Source organism: Stenotrophomonas sp. FW305-C-20-S1, from assembly GCF_058783335.1.
This window is the reverse complement of sequence record NZ_JBYTEK010000040.1, coordinates 1-18,242: the sequence shown is the minus strand read 5'-3', so window position 1 is coordinate 18,242 and position 18,242 is coordinate 1. Positions and strand designations below refer to the sequence as shown.

Genomic DNA, 18,242 nt, shown 5'->3' with positions numbered 1-18,242 from the left:
TCTGTTTCTGATACGTTTGGCGGCTCAGATTTTTCTGACAGTCCGACTTTGCCGCTACCGGCGGTTCGATCGAGGTGAACGATGATTTTCCGTAACCACAAAGCTGTGCTTTCCGTCCTCATCGCCACTGCCCTGACCGGCGCCGTGGTCACCGACGCGTTCGCGCAGTCCTCGCGTTCGTCCGAGCGTGGCAACCGTGGCGGCAAGCAGGCCAAGGCCGAAGTGCTGTTCCCGAACGCGACCCGCCAGGAACCGGCAGCGAAGTCGTCGGCCAAGCTGGGCAGCAAGCTTCAGAAGATGATTGACAGCTACAACAAGGAAAAGTTCCCGGAGACCCGCACGCTGGCCGACGAGATCTTGGCCACCGACGGCGCCAACGAGTACGACAAGTCGCTGGCCGCGCAGCTGGCATCGCAGGCCGCCTACCAGACCGACGACACCGCAGCCGCCATCGCCTACCTCAAGCAGGTGCTGCAGTTCAACGGCCTCGACAACAACGGCCACTTCCAGTCGATGCTGATGCTGGGCCAGCTGCAGATCCAGGAAGACCAGACCGCTGAAGGCCTGGCGACCCTGGACAAGTACTTCGCCGAGAGCAAGTCGACCAAGCCGGAAGAGCTGATCATCAAGGGCCAGGCGCTGTACCAGCTGGAGCGCTACCAGGAAGCGATCCCGGTGCTGAAGCAGGCCATTGCCGGCGCTGCCGAGCCGAAGGACAACTGGAACCAGCTGCTGATGGCCGCACTGTCCGAAGCGGGCCAGACCGGTGAGGCCGTGCAGGCCGCCGAAGCGCTGGCGGCCAAGAACCCGAACGACAAGAAAGCGCAGCTGAACCTGGCCAACATGTACATGCAGGCCGACCAGATGCCGAAGGCCGCCGCGGTGATGGACAAGCTGCGCAGCAGCGGCCAGCTCACCGAAGAGCGCGAGTACAAGCAGCTGTACTCGATCTATGCCAACACCGAGAACAAGGAAAAGGACGTCATCGCGGTCATCAACGAGGGGTTGCAGAAGGGCATCCTGAAGCCGGATTACCAGGTCTACCTGGCACTGGCCCAGTCCTACTACTACTCCGACCAGGTGCCGCAGGCGATCGATGCGTGGCAGAAGGCCGCCCCGCTCTCCAAGGACGGTGAGACCTACCTGAATCTGGCACGCGTTTTGCACAGTGAAGGTCGTGTCCCGGAGGCCAAGCAGGCCGCCCAGCAGGCGCTGGCGAAGGGCGTGAAGAACCAGGCGGATGCCAAGAAAATCATCAACCTGAAGTAAGTAGGAATAACGCCTGAACGCCTGCCCAGTTGATGCGCAAGCGCTCAGGATTGGTATAAGCTTGGAGGTTCCTGCGGTGTCATGCACCGCTGATCAGGGATCCCGCCCCCGGGATTCCGGCCCCACTATTGAGCTCTTGGCGCATGACGGAACAACTAGTCGTTCACCGGTACGAACAACCCGATGACAAGGGGCTGAGCTGGCCTCGCATCGTCGGTATCGCGTTTGTAATCGCCCTGCATCTGGCCGCCTTCATGATGCTCCTGATTCCTGCCGTGGCTCCCAAGGCCGTGGCGGAGAAGGAGCGCAACGTCATGGTGACCATCGTCGACGCACCGCCGCCGCCGCCACCGCCGCCGCCGCCGCCGCCGCCGCAGGACACCCCGCCGCCGCCGGTGAAGAATCTGTCGCCGCCGAAGCCGTCGCCCGTCCCGCCGCCGCCGCAGGCGCCGGTCGTCGACGTGCCGGAACCGCGCCCGAACGATATCGTCACCCCGCCGTCGCCGCCGTCGCCGCCGGCACCGCCGACCTCGATCGAGGCCAGCGTGGACATCTCGTCGAAGGCCATGAATCCGCCGCGCTATCCGCCGGCCGCCTTCCGCGCTGGTATCCAGGGCGAAGTGATCCTGATCATTGATGTCGATGCCAGCGGCAACGTCACCAATGTCACGGTGGAAAAGTCCAGCCGTAACCGCGATCTGGACCGTGCTGCGATGGAAGCTGCCCGCAAGTGGCGTTTCAACGCCGCCGAAGCTGGCGGTAAGAAGGCTGCTGGCCGCGTCCGCGTCCCGGTCAACTTTGCGCTGAACTGATGCGCCCGGGTGGCCGCCTGGCCACCCTCGCCTCCAGTTCGATTGTTTAGCTTAGCTACACCCTTTATCACCACACACAACAAAGGTAAGCGTCATGCTGCAGGAAATTTTCATCGCCGCTGCTGCCGGGGGCAATCCGTCCAACGCCCTGTCGCAGATGGGCTTCGAGCATCTGATCCACGAAATGACCACCAAGCCGGGTGATTTCGCGGTTTCCTGGGTCGTGCTGCTGACCCTGGTCGTCATGTCCGCCATGTCCTGGTACTGGACCGTCATCAACATCTTCCGTGCTACCCGCCTGAAGAGCGCCGCTGATCGCGTCGTCAGCCTGTTCTGGGATACCCCGAACGCGCAGGACGCCATCCGTGCAATGGAAGAGCAGCCGGCTTCGGAGCCGTTCTCGAAGATCGCACTGGACGCTGCACAGGCTGCTGCGCACCACCAGCGTGCTGAAGGCGGCGCTGTCGGCGGCGTGGGTGAGAACCTGAGCCGTTCGGAGTTCGTCGACCGCGCTCTGCGCCAGGCCGTGACCCGCGAAAGCAACAAGCTGCAGTCGGGCATGACCCTGCTGGCCACCGTCGGTGCAACCGCTCCGTTCGTCGGTCTGCTGGGTACCGTGTGGGGCATCTACGGCGCGCTGATCAAGATCGGTGCCACCGGCTCCGCTTCGATCGACGCCGTTGCCGGCCCGGTGGGTGAAGCACTGATCATGACCGCCATCGGTCTGTTCGTCGCGATCCCGGCCGTGTTCGCCTTCAACTTCTTCAGCAAGATCAACAGCGCGACCATCAGCAAGTTCGATACCTTCGCGCACGACCTGCACGACTTCTTCGCCACCGGTTCGCGCGTCCGCTAATTGCGACGCGCTGTACCCGCGAGAACGTAGTCACCAAGATCTAGACGGAGCCCGTTATGGCTTTCAGTAGTGGTAACAGCGGCGGCCCCATGGCCGACATCAACGTTACGCCCCTCGTGGACGTGATGCTGGTGCTGCTGATCATCTTCATCATCACGGCGCCGCTGATGTCCCACAAGGTCAAGGTGGATCTGCCGGAGGCCAATCTGGTCCAGAAGCCGGACGACACCAACGACCGCAAGGGTCCCATCACCCTGGCAGTCAAGGAAGACGGTTCGATCTACTGGAACGACGAAGAGATCGACAAGCAGACCCTCGAGTCGCGCTTGGCGACCGCCGCCCAGCAGACCCCGCAGCCGCCGTTGAACCTGCGTGGTGACCGCACCACCAAGATGCGTGTCATCAACGAGATGACCAAGGTCGCGCAGGAACAGGGCATGCTGGACGTCGGCTTCGTGGCGACCAAAGAGAAGGGGCAATAAGCCATGGCATTCAGTAGTGGTGGTGGCAAAGGCCCCATGGCAGACATCAACGTCACGCCCCTCGTGGACGTGATGCTGGTGCTGCTGATCATCTTCATCGTGACCGCGCCGATCATGACGTACCCGATCGCCGTGGACCTGCCGCAGCGCGTGCTCAACCCACCGCCGCAGCTGGTCGAACCGCCGCCGCCGATCGAGCTGAAGATCGACGCCAGCAACCAGGTCTCGTGGAACAACAGCCCGATCGGTACGCACGAACTGCAGCAGCGGATGGAGCAGGAGGTCCAGCGTGACCCGACCAACCAGCCGGAACTGCGGATCGATGCCAGCCCGGATTCGGAGTACGACGTGATGGCCAAGGTTCTGGCCGCCGCGAAGAATGCTCAGATGAAGAAGATCGGCTTCGTGCAGCAGTAAATCGCTATACCGCAATACATCAGTCATGACGCGACTGCAGGCGCCCCTGGAAACAGGGGCGTCTTTTTTTTGTGCGTGCAGGCGTCTTCCCGGCAACGCCGTTGGCAATGAATGCCTCTGACCGGTGCCTGTCCCCGCTATGATCGGCGGATGCTCGCCCTCTTCGATTCCGTGCGCCATTGGCTTGATGGCATCGCCCACCTGGGAACGATCCTGGCGGTGGCCTATCTGCTGTATCTGCTGGCGTTGACGGGCTGGATCATGCTGCAGAAGCGCGAGCCGGTGGCCACGCTGAGCTGGATCCTGTCGCTGGCGCTGCTGCCCTACCTCGGCCTCTTCATCTACTACCTGCTGGGCCCACAGAAGGTGAAGCGGCAACGGCTGCGGCGCGGTCGCGCGCGCTCGGGCATGGAGCACTACAGCGATGTCTGCCCGCCCGATGCCGACTGCACCGAACTGGCCAAGATCGCGCAGGCGACCACCGGGCTGGCGCCAAGCACGGCCACCGAAGTGACCTGGCTGGTCGACGGCGCGGCCACCTACGCCGCGCTGCTGGAAGCGGTGGCACAGGCGCAGGACCATGTGCATCTGGAGTACTACATCTTCAATCCCGACCACGCCGGCACCGCGTTGCGGGATACGTTGGTGGAACGGGCCAGCGCCGGCGTGCAGGTGCGGCTGCTGCTGGATGCGGTAGGTTCTTCGGCCGTGCGTCAGCGCTTCCTGCAGCCGCTGTTGAACGCCGGCGCTGAGGTGATCTGGTTCCATCCGCGGCAGTTGCTGAAGCCGTTCAAGCGACCCTGGTTGAACCTGCGTACGCACCGCAAGCTGGTGATCGTCGATGGCCGGCTGGCGTTCACCGGCGGCATCAACATCACCGACGACGAAGACGAAAGCCGCAACCCGGATGCTTACCGCGATCTGCACATGCGCCTGCGCGGGCACGTGGTGCGCAGCCTGCAGCTGGTGTTCGCCGAGGACTGGTTGTACGCCAGCGGCCAGGACCACTCGCGGTTCGATATCGCCCGGCTATGGCCCAGCGACATGCCCCTGCGCGGCGACGGCGCGATCAACGCGCAGGTGCTGGTGTCCGGCCCGGATTCGGGATGGGAGACCATCCATCGCCTGCACGTGGCCGCCATCCAGGAAGCACGTGAGCGGGTCTGGCTGGTCACCCCTTACTTCGTACCCGGTGAGGCGGCGCGGATGGCGCTGACCTCGGCCGCACTCGGTGGCCTGGACGTGCGCCTGCTGGTGCCGAAGATGAGCGACTCCTGGTTCGTGACCCAAGCCGCACGTTCCTATTTCGACGAACTGCTGCATGCGGGAGTGAAGATCTACGAGTACGGTCCACGCATGCTGCATACCAAGGCGTTCATCGCCGACGACGACGTCTGCATCGTCGGCAGCGCCAACTTCGATCACCGCAGCTTCCGCCTGAATTTCGAGCTGTCGATGATGATCAGCGATCGTGGCCGGGTGGCGGAACTGTCCACGTTGCTGCAGTCCGAATTCGAGCGTGCCAGCCGCGTGCACGACCAGGCAGGACGCTCGCTGTGGCTGCACCGGCTGCCCGAAGCCTTCGCGCGATTGGCCTCGCCGCTGCTGTGAGGCAGCGCTACACTGCGGCGGTGGCCCGGGGAGACTGACAATGTACTGGCTGTACCTGCTGCTGGCGCTGGGCTGCTTCGCCTTTGCGCTGAAAACGCCGAACATGGGCCTGATGTCGCTGGCCCTGCTGGGCACCCTCGCCTTCCTGCTGGCATGGGTGCGTGGGAGATACGCCGCACGCTTCGGCGACCTTCAGCGTGATCCGGCGACACTGGTGGACAGCGATGAACTCAGGCGTCTGCGCGAGCAGGCCAAGGTTGCTCCGGCCGACGGCAGCGACCCTCCCTCTCACTCCCCGTAGTCCCGTTCCATGACCCAGCTCAGCGTCAACGTCAACAAGATCGCCGTCCTGCGCAATTCGCGTGGCGGTGCCGAACCGGACGTGGTGCGTGCCGCCCAGGCCTGCCTGGATGCCGGCGCGCATGGCATTACCGTGCACCCGCGGCCCGACCGCCGCCACATCACCGCCGAGGACGTGCTGGCGCTGTCGGCGCTGACCCGTGCCCGTGGTGTGGAGTTCAACATCGAAGGCAACCCGTTCGCGCCGCCGCGTGAGGGCTACCCCGGGTTGCTGCCGCTGTGCGCGCAGACGCGCCCGGCGCAGGCCACGCTGGTTCCCGATGGCGATGGCCAGATCACCTCCGACCATGGCTTCGACTTCGAACGCGATGCGCAGCGGTTGCGCCCGCTGGTGGCCGAGCTGAAAGCGATGGGATGCCGGGTGAGCCTGTTCGTGGATGCCGGCAACCCGCTGCTGGAGCAGGCCGCCGATGTCGGCGCCGACCGCGTCGAGCTGTACACCGGCCCGTATGCCGAGGCCCATGCCGCCGGCGACGCCCGCGCCATGCTGGAACTGTTCGCCACCGCCGCGCGCCGTGCACAGGCCGTCGGCCTCGGTGTGAATGCCGGGCACGATCTGTCGCAGGACAACCTGCGTGACTTCCTGGCCGCCGTGCCGGAGGTGCTGGAGGTGTCGATCGGCCACGCGCTGATCGGCGAGGCGCTGTACGACGGCCTCGATGCCACGGTGAAGGGCTACCTGGCACTGCTTTAGCAGTGCGTGGGACTTCCCCGCTGGGTTGAAGCCCGAAGACGTGCGGCAGGTCCCCGTGTTCCGGCCTGGCAAGCGCCCCTGTAGCCGATGTTCCCATTGCAGCTGCTGAGACACCCGTGGCCCATGCTGGCCTGCCGCGGCGATGGCGCGTGCCCGGTCCCAAGCCATGCAACCCTGTGGACAAGTCTGGGGTCAACGTATCGCCCCAGGCGCCTGCACGCCTACAGCTACGTGAATCCTGGCCGCTTGCGCCGCCTGTGGTTAGCAATAATACTAATAGCCCGTAACGGCCGGAGGGCAATATGCAGCACCCCCCTCGCAACGCCCAGGCCGCCATCAAGGGCCGGGGTTCCACGTCCCATCTTGCGGGGCGTTTTGAAAGCACCGTCAGCGAAGCGGTGGACGACGGCTGGGCAGTGGACGACAGCGAGGAGTTCCTCGCCCCGCGCCTGCGCACCGAAGTACGCGCGGAGACCGCTCGCAGCATCATCAGCCGCAACACCTCCCCGGACGTCGGCTTCAGCCAATCGGTGAATCCGTATCGCGGCTGCGAGCATGGCTGCTCCTACTGCTTCGCCCGCCCCTCGCATGCCTATCTGAACCTGTCGCCTGGCCTGGACTTCGAGACCAAGCTGTTTGCCAAGACCAACGCGCCACAGCTGCTGCGCAAGGAACTGTCGAAACCCGGCTACGTGCCGCAGCCGATCGCGCTGGGCATCAACACCGACGCCTACCAGCCGATTGAACGCAAGTTCAAGCTGACCCGCCAGCTGATCGAAGTGATGCTGGAGACGAAGCATCCGTTCTCGCTGATCACCAAGAACGCACTGGTCGAGCGCGACATCGATCTGCTCGCACCACTGGCGGCGGAGAACCTGGTCAGCGTGCATTTCTCGGTGACATCGCTGGATCCGCATCTGTCGGCGAAGCTGGAGCCGCGCGCCTCGGCACCCCATGCGCGGCTGCGTGCGATGAAGCGCCTGCACGAGGCGGGCATTCCGGTGGGCGTGATGGTTGCGCCGGTGATTCCGTGGATCAACGACAGCGAACTGGAAGCCGTGCTGGAGGCTGCGCATGATTCCGGCGCCAGCACTGCAGGCTACGTGCTGCTGCGCCTGCCGCTGGAAGTTGCACCGCTGTTCCGCGATTGGCTGGACACCCATCATCCCGATCGCGCCGCGCATGTGATGAGCACCATCCAGCAGCTGCGCGGCGGCAAGGATTACGACAGTCAGTTCGGCACGCGCATGCGCGGCCAGGGTGTTTACGCAGAGCTGCTGAACAACCGCTTCAAGCTGGCGCGCAAACGCCTGGGCTTCAACGCGCAGAACAGCCATTGGCCGAAGCTGGATTGCAGCCGGTTCGAGAAGCCGTTGCCGCCGAAAGTGGATACGCCGCAGGGGAGTTTGTTCTAGGTCGTCGTGGTCGCGGTCGCGGTCGCGGTCGCGCCGTGGTGCTGTGCCTCAACCCCCACCAAACAACTTCTGCGCGCTCTGGAACAGGATCCAGCTGGTGGCGATGAACTTGTCGCCGCCCTGCGGCCGGTTGCCGCGATGGGTATGGGTGAACGCAGTCGGCGCGATCAGCAGACTGCCGGTACGCGGTGCGATCTTCCGCCCCTGGAACAGGAACTCGGTTTCGCCCTCTTCGAAGTCGTCGTTGAGGTACAGCGTCCACAGCACATGCCGGTGCAGGGTCTCGGCCTGCGCGTCCTTCGGGTACAGCTCGCAGTGCCAGTACGGGTAACCGCCCTCGCCCGCCGCATACCACTGCAGATTGATCGCGCCCGGGCGCAGGCAGGTGCGCGCCAGATCCGCCAGCTGCTCCGGCGCCATGTCGGGGAAATCCTCGGCCGACAGGCGTCGCGGTTGGCCGTTGCTGTCCTGGATCTGCAACATCAACGGCGCGATCAATGCCTGTGGATAACGGCGTAGATAAGTCTGTAGACCCGCAAATACCGCCTGTTGCAGCTGCTGGTCCACATCCTGCCAGCCATCCACGCCGCTGATCCGCAGATCCTTGCTGTGCTTGAGTTCCGGGAACACACCGCTGCCCACTGCGCCTGGTTTCAGGCTCTGGCTTGCACGCATGCGCGCGACGATCGCAGCGCACACGTCGCTGGGGACGGCGTTGTGGATGACCTCGATGAAATCGACAGGGCCCGGCTCGTGCATGCGTGCATTCCTTCGACGGCAAGGGCTTGATGGTGCCGTTTGCAGCTGCTGCTGTCACCCTGCGGTCATGTCATCAATCTGCCATGACCGCTGTAGGGATGGCCGCTGTCAGACTCTCTTTGCGTCATGCTCCTGGTGATAACGCACGGCCTCGGCGACCTCTTCGCGCGAACCGAGGAACACCGGCACGCGCTGGTGCAGCTGGTCGGGTTGCACATCGATGATGCGCTCGCGACCGGTCCAGGCAGCGCCGCCCGCCTGCTCCACCAGCAGGCCCATCGGGTTGGCTTCGTACATCAGGCGCAGCTTGCCGGCCTTGCCCGGTTCCTTCTTGTCCCACGGGTAGATGAAGATGCCGCCGCGGGTCAGGATGCGATGCACGTCGGCGACCATGCTGGCGATCCAGCGCATGTTGAAGTTCTTGCCGCGCGGGCCTTCCTTGCCGGCCAGCAGATCTTCCACGTAGGCCTGCATCGGCGCTTCCCAGTGCCGCTGGTTGGACATGTTGATGGCGAACTCCTGGGTGGCCGCCGGGATCTGCATGTTCTCGGTGGTCAGCAGGAACTCGCCGGTTTCGCGGTCGAGGGTGAAGGCGTGGGTACCGTGGCCGACGGTCAGCACCAGCTGCGTGCTGGGCCCGTAGATGCAGTAGCCGGCGGCGATCTGCTTGCTGCCCGGCTGCAGGAAGGCGTCATCGCCGGGCAGTTCGACGTTGGTCGGGCAACGAAGCACCGAGAAGATGGTGCCGACGGAGACGTTGACGTCGATGTTGGAGCTGCCATCGAGGGGATCGAACAGCAGCAGGAAATCGCCACGCGGGTAGATGTCCGGCACCGGCTGGCTGTGGTCCATCTCCTCCGACGCGCAGGCGGCGAGGTGGCCGCCCCAGGCGTTGGCTTCCAGCAGGATCTCGTTGCTGATGACATCCAGCTTCTTCTGCGCTTCGCCCTGCACGTTGCCGGTACCGGCCTCGCCGAGCACGCCACCGAGGGCGCCCTTGCTGACGGCGATGGAGATGCTGGTGCAGGCGCGGGCGACGACCGCGATCAGCTGGCGCAGGTCGGCGTTGATGCGGCCGGCGTGCTGCTGCTGGATCAGGAAGCGGGTCAACGAGGTACGGGACATGGGCGGGCAGGTCTCGGCAACGGGAAAACGCCTATTGTCGCTGGTCTGACTTGCGCGTGGGTGAGCGGGGGGAGGCGTAATCGTTTCCAGAGGCGTTGCGGTCGTGGCGGCTTCCCTTCGTCGAGGCGCGCGGGAGGGGGAGACAATGCAGGACACGCTGCAAGTACGTCCATGTAAGCTCGATGGCGCCTTGCTCGTGTGCGCTGTCCTGCGCACACGGCAAGACCGGGGTTGGGCATCCTGCCCAACCCGCCCGAGGCATGCCTCGCGCCCATGGCGCCAACGGTCCTGCATTGCCTCCCCCTCCCGCGCGCTTCAGGGTTGGCCGCGAGCGCGAAGGGTGTGGCAAGGCAGGAGCAAAAACAAAGGCGCCTTGCGGCGCCTTTGTTTTCAAACCACTGGAGTGGTGCTTCAGCCCTTGGCGACGGTGGCCACGGCCTTGGCGACGTATTCCAGGTTGTTCTGGTTCAGCGCGGCCACGCAGATGCGGCCGGTGCCGACGGCGTAGATGCCGAACTCGTCGCGCAGGCGCTCGACCTGTTCGCGGCTCAGGCCGGAGTACGAGAACATGCCCGCCTGTTCGTTGATGAAGCCGAACTGCGGGGCGCCGGCGGCGGCCAGCTTCTCGACCAGGCCCTGGCGCAGGGCGTGGATGCGCTCGCGCATCTCGGTCAGCTCCTGCTCCCACATCGCGCGCAGCTCCGGATTGGTCAGTACGCCGGCAACCAGTGCTGCACCGTGGGTGGAGGGGCTGGAGTAGATCGTGCGGATCACGCGCTTGACCTGCGACTGCACGGCCTTGGCGTCAGCGGCGGTCGGCGCGACCATCGACAGCGCACCCACGCGCTCGCCATACAGCGAGAACGACTTGGAGTACGAGTTGGCGACGATGAAGCTGTCGATGCCGGCCTCGGCGATGATGCGCACCGCGGCACCGTCCTGCTCGATGCCCTTGTCGAAGCCCTGGTAGGCCATGTCGATGAAGGGGAACAGTTGGCGGTCCTTCAGCAGCTGTGCGACCTGCTTCCACTGGCTGACGGTGAGGTCGGCGCCGGTGGGGTTGTGGCAGCAGGCGTGCAGCAGCACCACGGTGCCCGCTTCCAGCTTGCCCAGGTCGGCCAGCAGGCCGTCGAAGTTGACGCCATGGGTGGTCGGGTCGAAGTAGGTGTAATCGACCACCTCGAAACCAGCGGCGCTGAACACGGCGCGGTGGTTTTCCCAGCTCGGGTTGCTGAGTGCGACGGTGGCGTGCGGCAGCAGCTTCTTCAGCACGTCGGCACCGACGCGCAGCGCACCGCTGCCACCGACAGTCTGGGCGGTGGTGACACGGCCGGCGGCCAGCAGCGGCGAGTCCTTGCCGAACACCAGCTCACGGGTGGCCTGGGTGTACGCCGGCAGGCCATCGATCGGCAGGTAGCCGCGCGGTTTGGCTTCGTTGGCGAGCTGCTGCTCGATCTGCTTGACGGCGCGCAGCAGCGGAATGCGGCCGCTCTCGTCGTAGTAGATGCCCACACCCAGGTTGACCTTGGTCGGGCGGCTGTCGGCGTTGTACGCCTCGGTCAGGCCCAGGATCGGGTCGCCTGGGACCAGTTCCACGTTTGCAAAGAAGGACACGGCGGTACTCGTTCGGTAGACGGAAAGGGGGAGGAATTGCGCCACGCGGCTTGCGGCCTGTCGGCCGAAACCGACCCATCGTAACAAAGCCTGCCGGGGCTGGCCGCCGCCATCGTCATCCGCTTGCCCGTACCATGGCGTGCGTTGCCGCCCGATCCATCAACCTGAATCATGAATCCCAGCGCACGACGCCAATGCCTGCCGCTTTCCGCCCTGCTGCTGCTGCCTTTGGCGGTGACGGCCGAGCCATTGCCGACCGCCCTGCCGACGGTGCAGGTGCAGGCCGCGCGGGTGCCCGGCGTCGACCCCTTCGCCCTGCCCGCCAGCCTGGATACGGTGTGGATCGACGCCGACCGTACCGGCCCGGGCACGCAGCTGTCCGAGGCGCTGGGCGGAGTGCCGGGCCTGCTGGCCCGGGACCGGCAGAACTTCGCGCAGGACACCCAGCTGTCGATCCGTGGCTTCGGCGCCCGTTCGACCTTTGGCGTGCGCGGGGTGCGGGTGCTGATCGATGGGGTGCCGGCGACCATGCCCGATGGTCAGGGCCAGCTGTCGCACGCCAGCCTGCTCGGTGCCGAGCGCATCGAGGTGCTGCGCGGGCCGTTCTCGGCCCTGTATGGAAATTCGTCCGGGGGCGTGCTGCAGGTGTGGAGCGCGCAGGGCCAGGCCGGTGACCCGTGGCGGCTGCGGGTGAATGCCGGTGCCGACAACACGCTCAGCGTCGGCGCGCAGCTGCGCGGGGCGGGCCCTGGCGTCGACTACAACGTGGCCGCCAACCATTTCAGCACCGATGGCTGGCGTGCCCACAGCCGCGCGCGGCGTGAATCGCTCAACGCGCGCCTTGGCACCGAGCTCGCTGGCGGCCGCCTGGAGCTGCTGCTCAATGCGCTGCACGCGCCCAACGCGCAGGACCCGCTGGGCCTGACCCGCGCGCAGGTGGCGGCCGATCCACGCCAGGCCACGGCGGTGGCTGAGCAGTACAACACCCGCAAATCGGTGCGCCAGCAGCAGGCAGGCCTGCGTTGGACCCGTGAAGCCGGTGCGCAGCGCTGGCAGCTGATGGGCTATGCCGGGCAGCGCGCGGTGACCCAGTACCTGCCGATTCCGCCGGGACCGCAGGCCAACCCATTGCATGCCGGTGGCGTGATCGACCTGGACGGCGGTTATGGCGGGTTGGACGCGCGCTGGGGCTGGAACGGCGATCTGTGGGGGCGCCCGCTGGACCTGGTGGTGGGCGTGAATGCCGATCGCCAGCGCCAGCACCGCACCGGCTACGAGAACTTCGTCGGCACCACCGTGGGGGTACGCGGCCGCCTGCGTCGCGACCAGATCGACATCGTGCAGAACGTGGACCAGTTCGCCCAGGCGTGGTGGCAATGGAGCCCGCGCTGGTCGCTGCTGGCCGGGGTGCGCCACAGCGCGGTGCGCTTCGAATCGGATGATCGCTACATCGTCGGGCGCAACCCGGACGACAGTGGTCGCCGTCGCTACCAGGCCACCACGCCAGTGGCGGGTGTCAGCTTCGAGGCAAGCCCGCAGTGGCGCCTGCACGCGGCGATCGGGCGTGGCTTTGAAACCCCGACGTTCAACGAGCTGGGCTACCGCGCCGACGGCCAGGCCGGGCTGGCGCTGGATCTGGCGGCCGCCCGCAGCCGCAGCGTGGAAGTGGGCAGCAAATGGCATGCGCAGGATGGAAGACAGCTCGATATCAGCCTGTTCCGTGCAGATACCGACGATGAGCTGGCCGTTGCCAGCAACACCAACGGCCGCAGCACGTACCGCAACATCGGCCGTACCCGCCGCCAGGGTGTGGAGCTGCAGTACCGGCAGCCGTTGGCCGAGCAGCTGGAGCTGCAGCTGGCCTGGACCTGGCTGCAGGCGCAGGTGCGTTCGCCCTATCTGGCCTGTGCGGCCAGCAACTGCGCAGTGCCCGACACCGTGGTTGCCGCTGGCAGCCGCCTGCCCGGCGTGCCCCGGCAGCAGGCGTATGCCCGCCTGCAGTGGTCGCCGGGGCAGTGGCAGTGGGGGTTGGAAGCTGCCGCCAGCAGCGATGTGGTGGTGAACGACATCGCCACCGAGCGCGCACCGGGATACGCGCTGCTGAACCTGGAAGCCGGTCGCCGCTGGACGCTGCAGTCGGGTGACCTGCGCGCATTCGCACGTATCGACAACGTGCTGGACCAGCGCTACATCGGCTCGGTGATCGTCAATGACGGTAACGGCCGGTTCTTTGAACCGGGGCCGGACCGCCGCGCCAGCGTTGGCCTGCAGTGGTCATGGCGTTAGGCGGGCCCCGGTAGCGCCGGCCCATGCCCGGCGAGCGCGCAGCGCGGACGTGACGGATCTGCCGGGCATGGCCCGGCGCTACCGATCAATCCGGGGCCTTGGCGGGCACGAACGGCGAGGTGGGATCGCTGGCCGGGAAGGTCTCTTCCAGCGCCTCGTCCTGGTTGTCGCTGGCGTGCTGCTTGCGCTCGCGCCGCTTCAGCGGACTTTCCTGGCCACCGCGATTGCGGTCACCGCAGTCCTTGCGGTCCTGTGCGGCCTGTTCAGGCCGGCGCACGACGGGCAGTACGCCCTCGTCCGGTGTCGACATGCCGGCGCCACGGTCCTCGGCGTCGGCCAGATCGTGTTTGCCGCGCTGCTCGCCCGGCTCGGGGGTGTGGTTCTCACGCAGGGGGTCACGGGTGGTGGTCATGGGGCGTTCCTCCGGTAGGCCTCCACTAGAGCGCGGACGAAGTAAAGCCACTGCGAACCTGGCGTCATGAACATCTTTGTCACGACTGGATAACGGCGGCGCGCGTATTCCTGCCCACCCGCCCTGCTGCAGGAGCCGGCCATGCCCCGTCTTGAACGCCCCGCCCCGTCCGTGTTCAACGCCCTGCTGGATCCGCTTGGCCAGCGCAGCACGCAGCGCCGGACGCGCCGCCTGGAGGATCCGCAGGCGGTGGCGCAGGATTACCTGCAGTACATGCTGAGCGACTACGAGGAACGCCGCGGGCAGGGGCATCGCAACTGGCGCGATCTGTGCCCGGTGTACGCTTTCGCGCTGACCACCCACGCCGCTGACTGGCCGCGTGGCGGCGAGGCCGATACCAGTGGCGAACTGGCCGAGCACTGGGACCAGATGCGCGGACAGTCGCGCCTGAACTGGGCACAGGCGCAGCCGGTGGTGGAAGATGCCTGGCGCGCGCTGGACCATATCCCCGCCGCTGCGGTGAGGCCGCTGCTGCAGTAGTGCCGGTCGCTGGCACGCATCGCCAGGATTCAAGGAGCTGCCGGCCAGCGGCCGGCACTACCGCATGGTCTGCACGTGGCCGACACGGTTGTTTCACGGTAGCCGGCTGAAGCTGGCTACCCCTGCTGAAACACAGGTGCGCATCATGGCCCGCCCGATCTGGACCGGTACGCTTTCCTTCGGCCTGCTCAACGTACCGGTCTCGCTGATGTCCGGCGAGCGCAAGGTCGACCTGCACTTCCGCATGCTGGATTCGCGCGATCGCAAACCGATCCGCTTCGAACGGGTCAACGCCGACACCGGCGAGGAAGTGCCGTGGAAGGACATCGTCAAAGCCTACGAGTACGACAAGGGCAGCTATGTCGTGCTGGAGGAAGACGATATCCGTTCGGCGGCGCCGGAAAGCCATGAAACGGTGGAGGTGGAAACCTTTGTCGACGCCAGCCAGATCGACCCGCGATACTACGAGAAGCCCTATCTGCTGGTGCCGGGTAAAAAGGCCGAGAAGGGCTACGTGCTGCTGCGGGAAACGCTGCGCAGCACTGGCAAGGTCGGTATCGCCCGGGTGGTGGTGCGCACGCGCGAGTACCTGTGCGCGGTGATGCCCAACGATGACGCGCTGGTGCTGATGATCCTGCGCTATCCGCAGGAACTGGTCGAGCCTGACGACTACAAGCTGCCCAGTGGAAAGCTTGCCGATTACCGCATCACCAGCAAGGAAACGGCGATGGCCGAGCAGTTGATCGAGTCGATGGCCGGTGACTGGGATCCTTCGCAGTACCACGATGAGTTCCGCGAACGCCTGCAGCAGGTGCTGAACAAGCGCATCAAGTCCAAGGGCGGCACCACCCAGGTGGAGGACGAGCCGGCACCGCGCGAGGACGCAACCACCAACGTGGTGGACTTCATGGCGCTGCTGCAGAAGAGCCTGGATGCCAACAAGCGCACGCCGGCGAAGAAGGCGGCCGCGCGCAAGGCTCCAGCCAAGAAGGCAGCGGCGAAGAAGGCACCGGCAAAAAAGGCCGCCAAGAAGGCGGCAAAGAAAACCCCTGCGCGACGCAAGGCAGGTTGAGCCATGTCGTTGCATCAGTACCGCCGCAAGCGTCGGCTGGGCGGGGGGAGCGGACAGACCCCGGAGCCGGACGATGCACCGGCACGAGGCAATCCGAAGCGGCGGCCGATCTTCGTGGTCCAACTGCACCACGCCAGCAGCCGCCACTACGATTTCCGCCTGGAAATGGATGGCGTGCTGAAAAGCTGGGCGGTGCCGAAGGGGCCGTCGCTGCGGGTGGGTGAGAAGCGCCTGGCGGTGGAGGTGGAAGACCACCCTCTGTCCTATGCCGGCTTCGAAGGTGATATTCCGCAAGGCCACTACGGCGCCGGCCACGTCGATGTGTTCGACCACGGCAGCTGGGCCTGCGAAGGTGATCCGCTGCAAGCACTGGCGGCGGGCAAGATCGACTTCTTGCTGCACGGGCAGCGCCTGGCCGGTGGCTGGAAACTGGTACGCACGGCGATGAAGGGCCGCCAGGTGCAGTGGCTGCTGATCAAGCGCGATGACGCGCAGGCACGGGATGCGGAGGCGGACGATCTGCTGCACACGCCAGCACTGAAATCCGCGAAGAGGTCCCGGGTTTCAGCGAAGAAGACGCCTCCAGCGCCACGTGCCGCACACTCACGCAAGGCCGATGCACGCTGGCATGCGCGCGCGCTGCAGCTGGACGAGGCGCGCGACAGAAGCTACCCGCACCAGTTCAAGCCACAGCTCACCGATCACCGCGACACCGCGCCCGATGGCGAGCGTTGGCTGCATGAGATCAAGTGGGATGGTTACCGGTTGCTGGCCGATCTGCACGAAGGTGAGGTGACGCTGCGCTCGCGCAATGGCCTGGACTGGACTGCCGATTTTCCCGAAGTGGTGCAGGCGCTGCAGGCGCTGCCGGTGCGCGATGCGCGTCTGGACGGGGAACTGGTGGTGCTGGACGACAACGGCCGCAGCGACTTCGCCGCGCTGCAGCGGGTGATCGACGGCAGCTCGAAACAACCGCTGCGCTACATCGTGTTCGACCTGCCGGGCGTGGCCGGGGTCGACATCAGCCGCGCGCCGTTGCTGCAACGCAAGGCACTGCTGAAGGAACTGATCGGCGATGCAGTTGGCACGTTGGCCTTCAGCGAGCACGTCATCGACCACGGCCCTGCCGTGTTCGAAGCCAGCGGCAAGGCGGGCTTCGAAGGCATCGTCAGCAAGCAGGTCGATGCGCCTTACGTGAACACCCGCGCACGCAGCTGGGTGAAAGTGAAGCACGAGGACACCGATGAATTCCTGATCATCGGCCACACCGCACCCAAAGGCTCGCGGGTGGGATTTGGTTCGCTGCTGCTGGCCACGCCGGACAAGGGCGGCCTGCGCTATGTCGGCCGCGTCGGTACCGGCTTCGACGATGAGGGGCTGCGCGCGCTGGCGGCCACGCTCGCGCCGCTGGTGGTGAAGGAGGCGGTGCTGGAGCTGCCGGCGCACGTGCCGTTGCGTGCGGCGAGCGTGCGCTGGGTCAAGCCGGTAACGGTGGCCGAGGTCGCGTTCCGCGGCTGGGGCAAGGAAGGGTTGCTGCGCCAGGCCAGCTTCAAGCGGCTGCGCAGTGACAAGCAGAAGGAGGACCTGGCGATGAGTGCAACACCGGCCGATGACGGCGACGACGTTGCCATCACCCATCCCGAGCGCGTGGTGTTTGCGAAGAAGAAGCTCAGCAAGGGTGACGTCGCCGACTACTACCGGCAGATGGCACGCTGGATCCTGCCGGAAATCAGTGGGCGACCGCTGTCGCTGCTGCGCTGTCCCGACGGCGTAGGCAAGGCGTGTTTCTTCCAGAAGCACCATGGCCAGGGCCTGGGTGATGCGGTGCATGCGGTGCCGCTGCAGCAGAAGAGCGGGCGCGAGGACTACGTCTATATCGATGACGAACGCGGCCTGCTGCAGCTGGTGCAGATGAACACCCTGGAACTGCATCCGTGGGGCGCGACGGTGGCCGATCCCGAACATCCCGACCGGTTGGTGTTCGATCTTGATCCGGGTGAGGGCGTGAGCTGGGCCGACGTGAAGCGCGGCGCGCGCGATGTGCGCGATCGACTGCAGCAAACCGGGCTGCAGAGCTTCGTGCGGCTGTCGGGCGGCAAGGGCGTGCATGTGGTGGTACCCCTGCAACCCGCAGCCGACTGGGACGACGCGAAAGCGTTCTGCGAAGCGTTCGCGCAGGCGATGGCCGAACAGGCGCCGGATCGCTACGTGGCGACGATGAGCAAGGCCAAACGCAGCGGGGTGATCTTCATCGACTGGCTGCGCAATACACGGGGAGCGACCAGCGTGTGCTCGTGGTCGCTGCGCGCGCGGGAGAGCGCGGGAGTCGCGGTGCCGCTGCGCTGGGAAGAACTGGCGCGCGTGAGCGCGGCCGATGCGTTTCCGATGGACAAGGCGTTGGCACGGGCGAAGCGCTTGAAGGCGGATCCGTGGCAGGGCATCGACGCGCTGAAGCAGACGCTGCCGACGCTGCAGCGGTAGTGCCGGCCGCTGGCCGGCAACTGCAGGTTTGCTGGGC

The 18,242-nt window shown here is 66.0% G+C and carries 17 protein-coding genes; 13 read left to right on the top strand and 4 right to left on the bottom strand.

Annotated features, from left to right (window positions below; genetic code table 11):
* The first annotated feature begins 81 nt into the window (after positions 1-81).
* The 9 genes from AC3WTC_RS17465 (at position 82) to AC3WTC_RS17425 (ending at position 7,916) form a co-directional block, all read left to right on the top strand.
* Positions 82-1,269 (top strand): tetratricopeptide repeat protein, encoded by a 1,188-nt coding sequence (locus AC3WTC_RS17465; protein WP_025875554.1) that lies wholly within the window; start codon positions 82-84, stop codon positions 1,267-1,269.
* A 143-nt stretch (positions 1,270-1,412) separates the two neighbouring features.
* Positions 1,413-2,081, top strand: coding sequence for an energy transducer TonB (locus AC3WTC_RS17460; RefSeq protein ID WP_032951834.1), 669 nt, complete (start codon positions 1,413-1,415; stop codon positions 2,079-2,081).
* A 94-nt stretch (positions 2,082-2,175) separates the two neighbouring features.
* Positions 2,176-2,937: a TonB-system energizer ExbB gene (gene exbB / locus AC3WTC_RS17455; protein ID WP_025875552.1), complete on the top strand. Its 762-nt coding sequence runs from the start codon at positions 2,176-2,178 to the stop codon at positions 2,935-2,937.
* Positions 2,938-2,993: 56 nt separating this feature from the next.
* The gene (locus tag AC3WTC_RS17450) at positions 2,994-3,419 is read left to right on the top strand and encodes an ExbD/TolR family protein (RefSeq protein ID WP_025875550.1); all 426 of its coding nucleotides are present in this window, start codon (positions 2,994-2,996) and stop codon (positions 3,417-3,419) included.
* A 3-nt stretch (positions 3,420-3,422) separates the two neighbouring features.
* Positions 3,423-3,836, top strand: a complete 414-nt coding sequence (locus AC3WTC_RS17445) for an ExbD/TolR family protein (RefSeq protein WP_025875547.1) — start codon at positions 3,423-3,425, stop codon at positions 3,834-3,836.
* A 150-nt stretch (positions 3,837-3,986) separates the two neighbouring features.
* On the top strand, positions 3,987-5,447 hold the full coding sequence (cls, locus tag AC3WTC_RS17440; RefSeq protein WP_492712079.1) for a cardiolipin synthase: 1,461 nt from the start codon (positions 3,987-3,989) through the stop codon (positions 5,445-5,447).
* Between the two features lie 40 nt (positions 5,448-5,487).
* A complete protein-coding gene (locus AC3WTC_RS17435) occupies positions 5,488-5,748 on the top strand; it encodes a membrane protein (RefSeq protein WP_025875543.1) in 261 nt (86 codons plus the stop codon).
* Between the two features lie 9 nt (positions 5,749-5,757).
* Complete coding sequence (locus AC3WTC_RS17430; RefSeq protein ID WP_025875542.1) at positions 5,758-6,501, top strand: pyridoxine 5'-phosphate synthase; 744 nt, start codon at positions 5,758-5,760, stop codon at positions 6,499-6,501.
* A 302-nt stretch (positions 6,502-6,803) separates the two neighbouring features.
* Positions 6,804-7,916 (top strand): PA0069 family radical SAM protein, encoded by a 1,113-nt coding sequence (locus tag AC3WTC_RS17425; protein ID WP_140228108.1) that lies wholly within the window; start codon positions 6,804-6,806, stop codon positions 7,914-7,916.
* 48 nt (positions 7,917-7,964) lie between these two features.
* Here the strand turns inward: AC3WTC_RS17425 and AC3WTC_RS17420 are convergent, their stop codons facing one another.
* The 3 genes from AC3WTC_RS17420 to AC3WTC_RS17410 form a co-directional block, all read right to left on the bottom strand.
* The gene (locus AC3WTC_RS17420) at positions 7,965-8,675 is read right to left on the bottom strand and encodes a 2OG-Fe(II) oxygenase (RefSeq protein ID WP_140228109.1); all 711 of its coding nucleotides are present in this window, start codon (positions 8,673-8,675) and stop codon (positions 7,965-7,967) included.
* Positions 8,676-8,783: 108 nt separating this feature from the next.
* Positions 8,784-9,800, bottom strand: a complete 1,017-nt coding sequence (locus tag AC3WTC_RS17415; RefSeq protein ID WP_492712076.1) for a class 1 fructose-bisphosphatase — start codon at positions 9,798-9,800, stop codon at positions 8,784-8,786.
* Between the two features lie 411 nt (positions 9,801-10,211).
* Positions 10,212-11,414 carry an amino acid aminotransferase gene (locus AC3WTC_RS17410; RefSeq protein ID WP_025875527.1) on the bottom strand — a complete coding sequence of 401 codons (1,203 nt, stop codon included), beginning with the start codon at positions 11,412-11,414 and terminating at the stop codon, positions 10,212-10,214.
* 171 nt (positions 11,415-11,585) lie between these two features.
* Between AC3WTC_RS17410 and AC3WTC_RS17405 the strand changes: the two genes are divergently transcribed.
* Positions 11,586-13,700 (top strand): TonB-dependent receptor family protein, encoded by a 2,115-nt coding sequence (locus AC3WTC_RS17405; protein WP_492712074.1) that lies wholly within the window; start codon positions 11,586-11,588, stop codon positions 13,698-13,700.
* 85 nt (positions 13,701-13,785) lie between these two features.
* Here the strand turns inward: AC3WTC_RS17405 and AC3WTC_RS17400 are convergent, their stop codons facing one another.
* Positions 13,786-14,112: a hypothetical protein gene (locus AC3WTC_RS17400; RefSeq protein WP_025875523.1), complete on the bottom strand. Its 327-nt coding sequence runs from the start codon at positions 14,110-14,112 to the stop codon at positions 13,786-13,788.
* 141 nt (positions 14,113-14,253) lie between these two features.
* On the opposite strand from AC3WTC_RS17400, the gene AC3WTC_RS17395 reads away from it, so the two are divergent.
* The 3 genes from AC3WTC_RS17395 to ligD all read left to right on the top strand — a co-directional run bounded on the left by AC3WTC_RS17395 (position 14,254) and on the right by ligD (position 18,205).
* Positions 14,254-14,652, top strand: coding sequence for a hypothetical protein (locus AC3WTC_RS17395; protein ID WP_025875521.1), 399 nt, complete (start codon positions 14,254-14,256; stop codon positions 14,650-14,652).
* A 145-nt stretch (positions 14,653-14,797) separates the two neighbouring features.
* Complete coding sequence (gene ku / locus AC3WTC_RS17390) at positions 14,798-15,724, top strand: non-homologous end joining protein Ku (RefSeq protein WP_025875519.1); 927 nt, start codon at positions 14,798-14,800, stop codon at positions 15,722-15,724.
* A gap of 3 nt (positions 15,725-15,727) precedes the next feature.
* Complete coding sequence (gene ligD, locus AC3WTC_RS17385; RefSeq protein WP_492712072.1) at positions 15,728-18,205, top strand: DNA ligase D; 2,478 nt, start codon at positions 15,728-15,730, stop codon at positions 18,203-18,205.
* Positions 18,206-18,242: the final 37 nt, after the last annotated feature.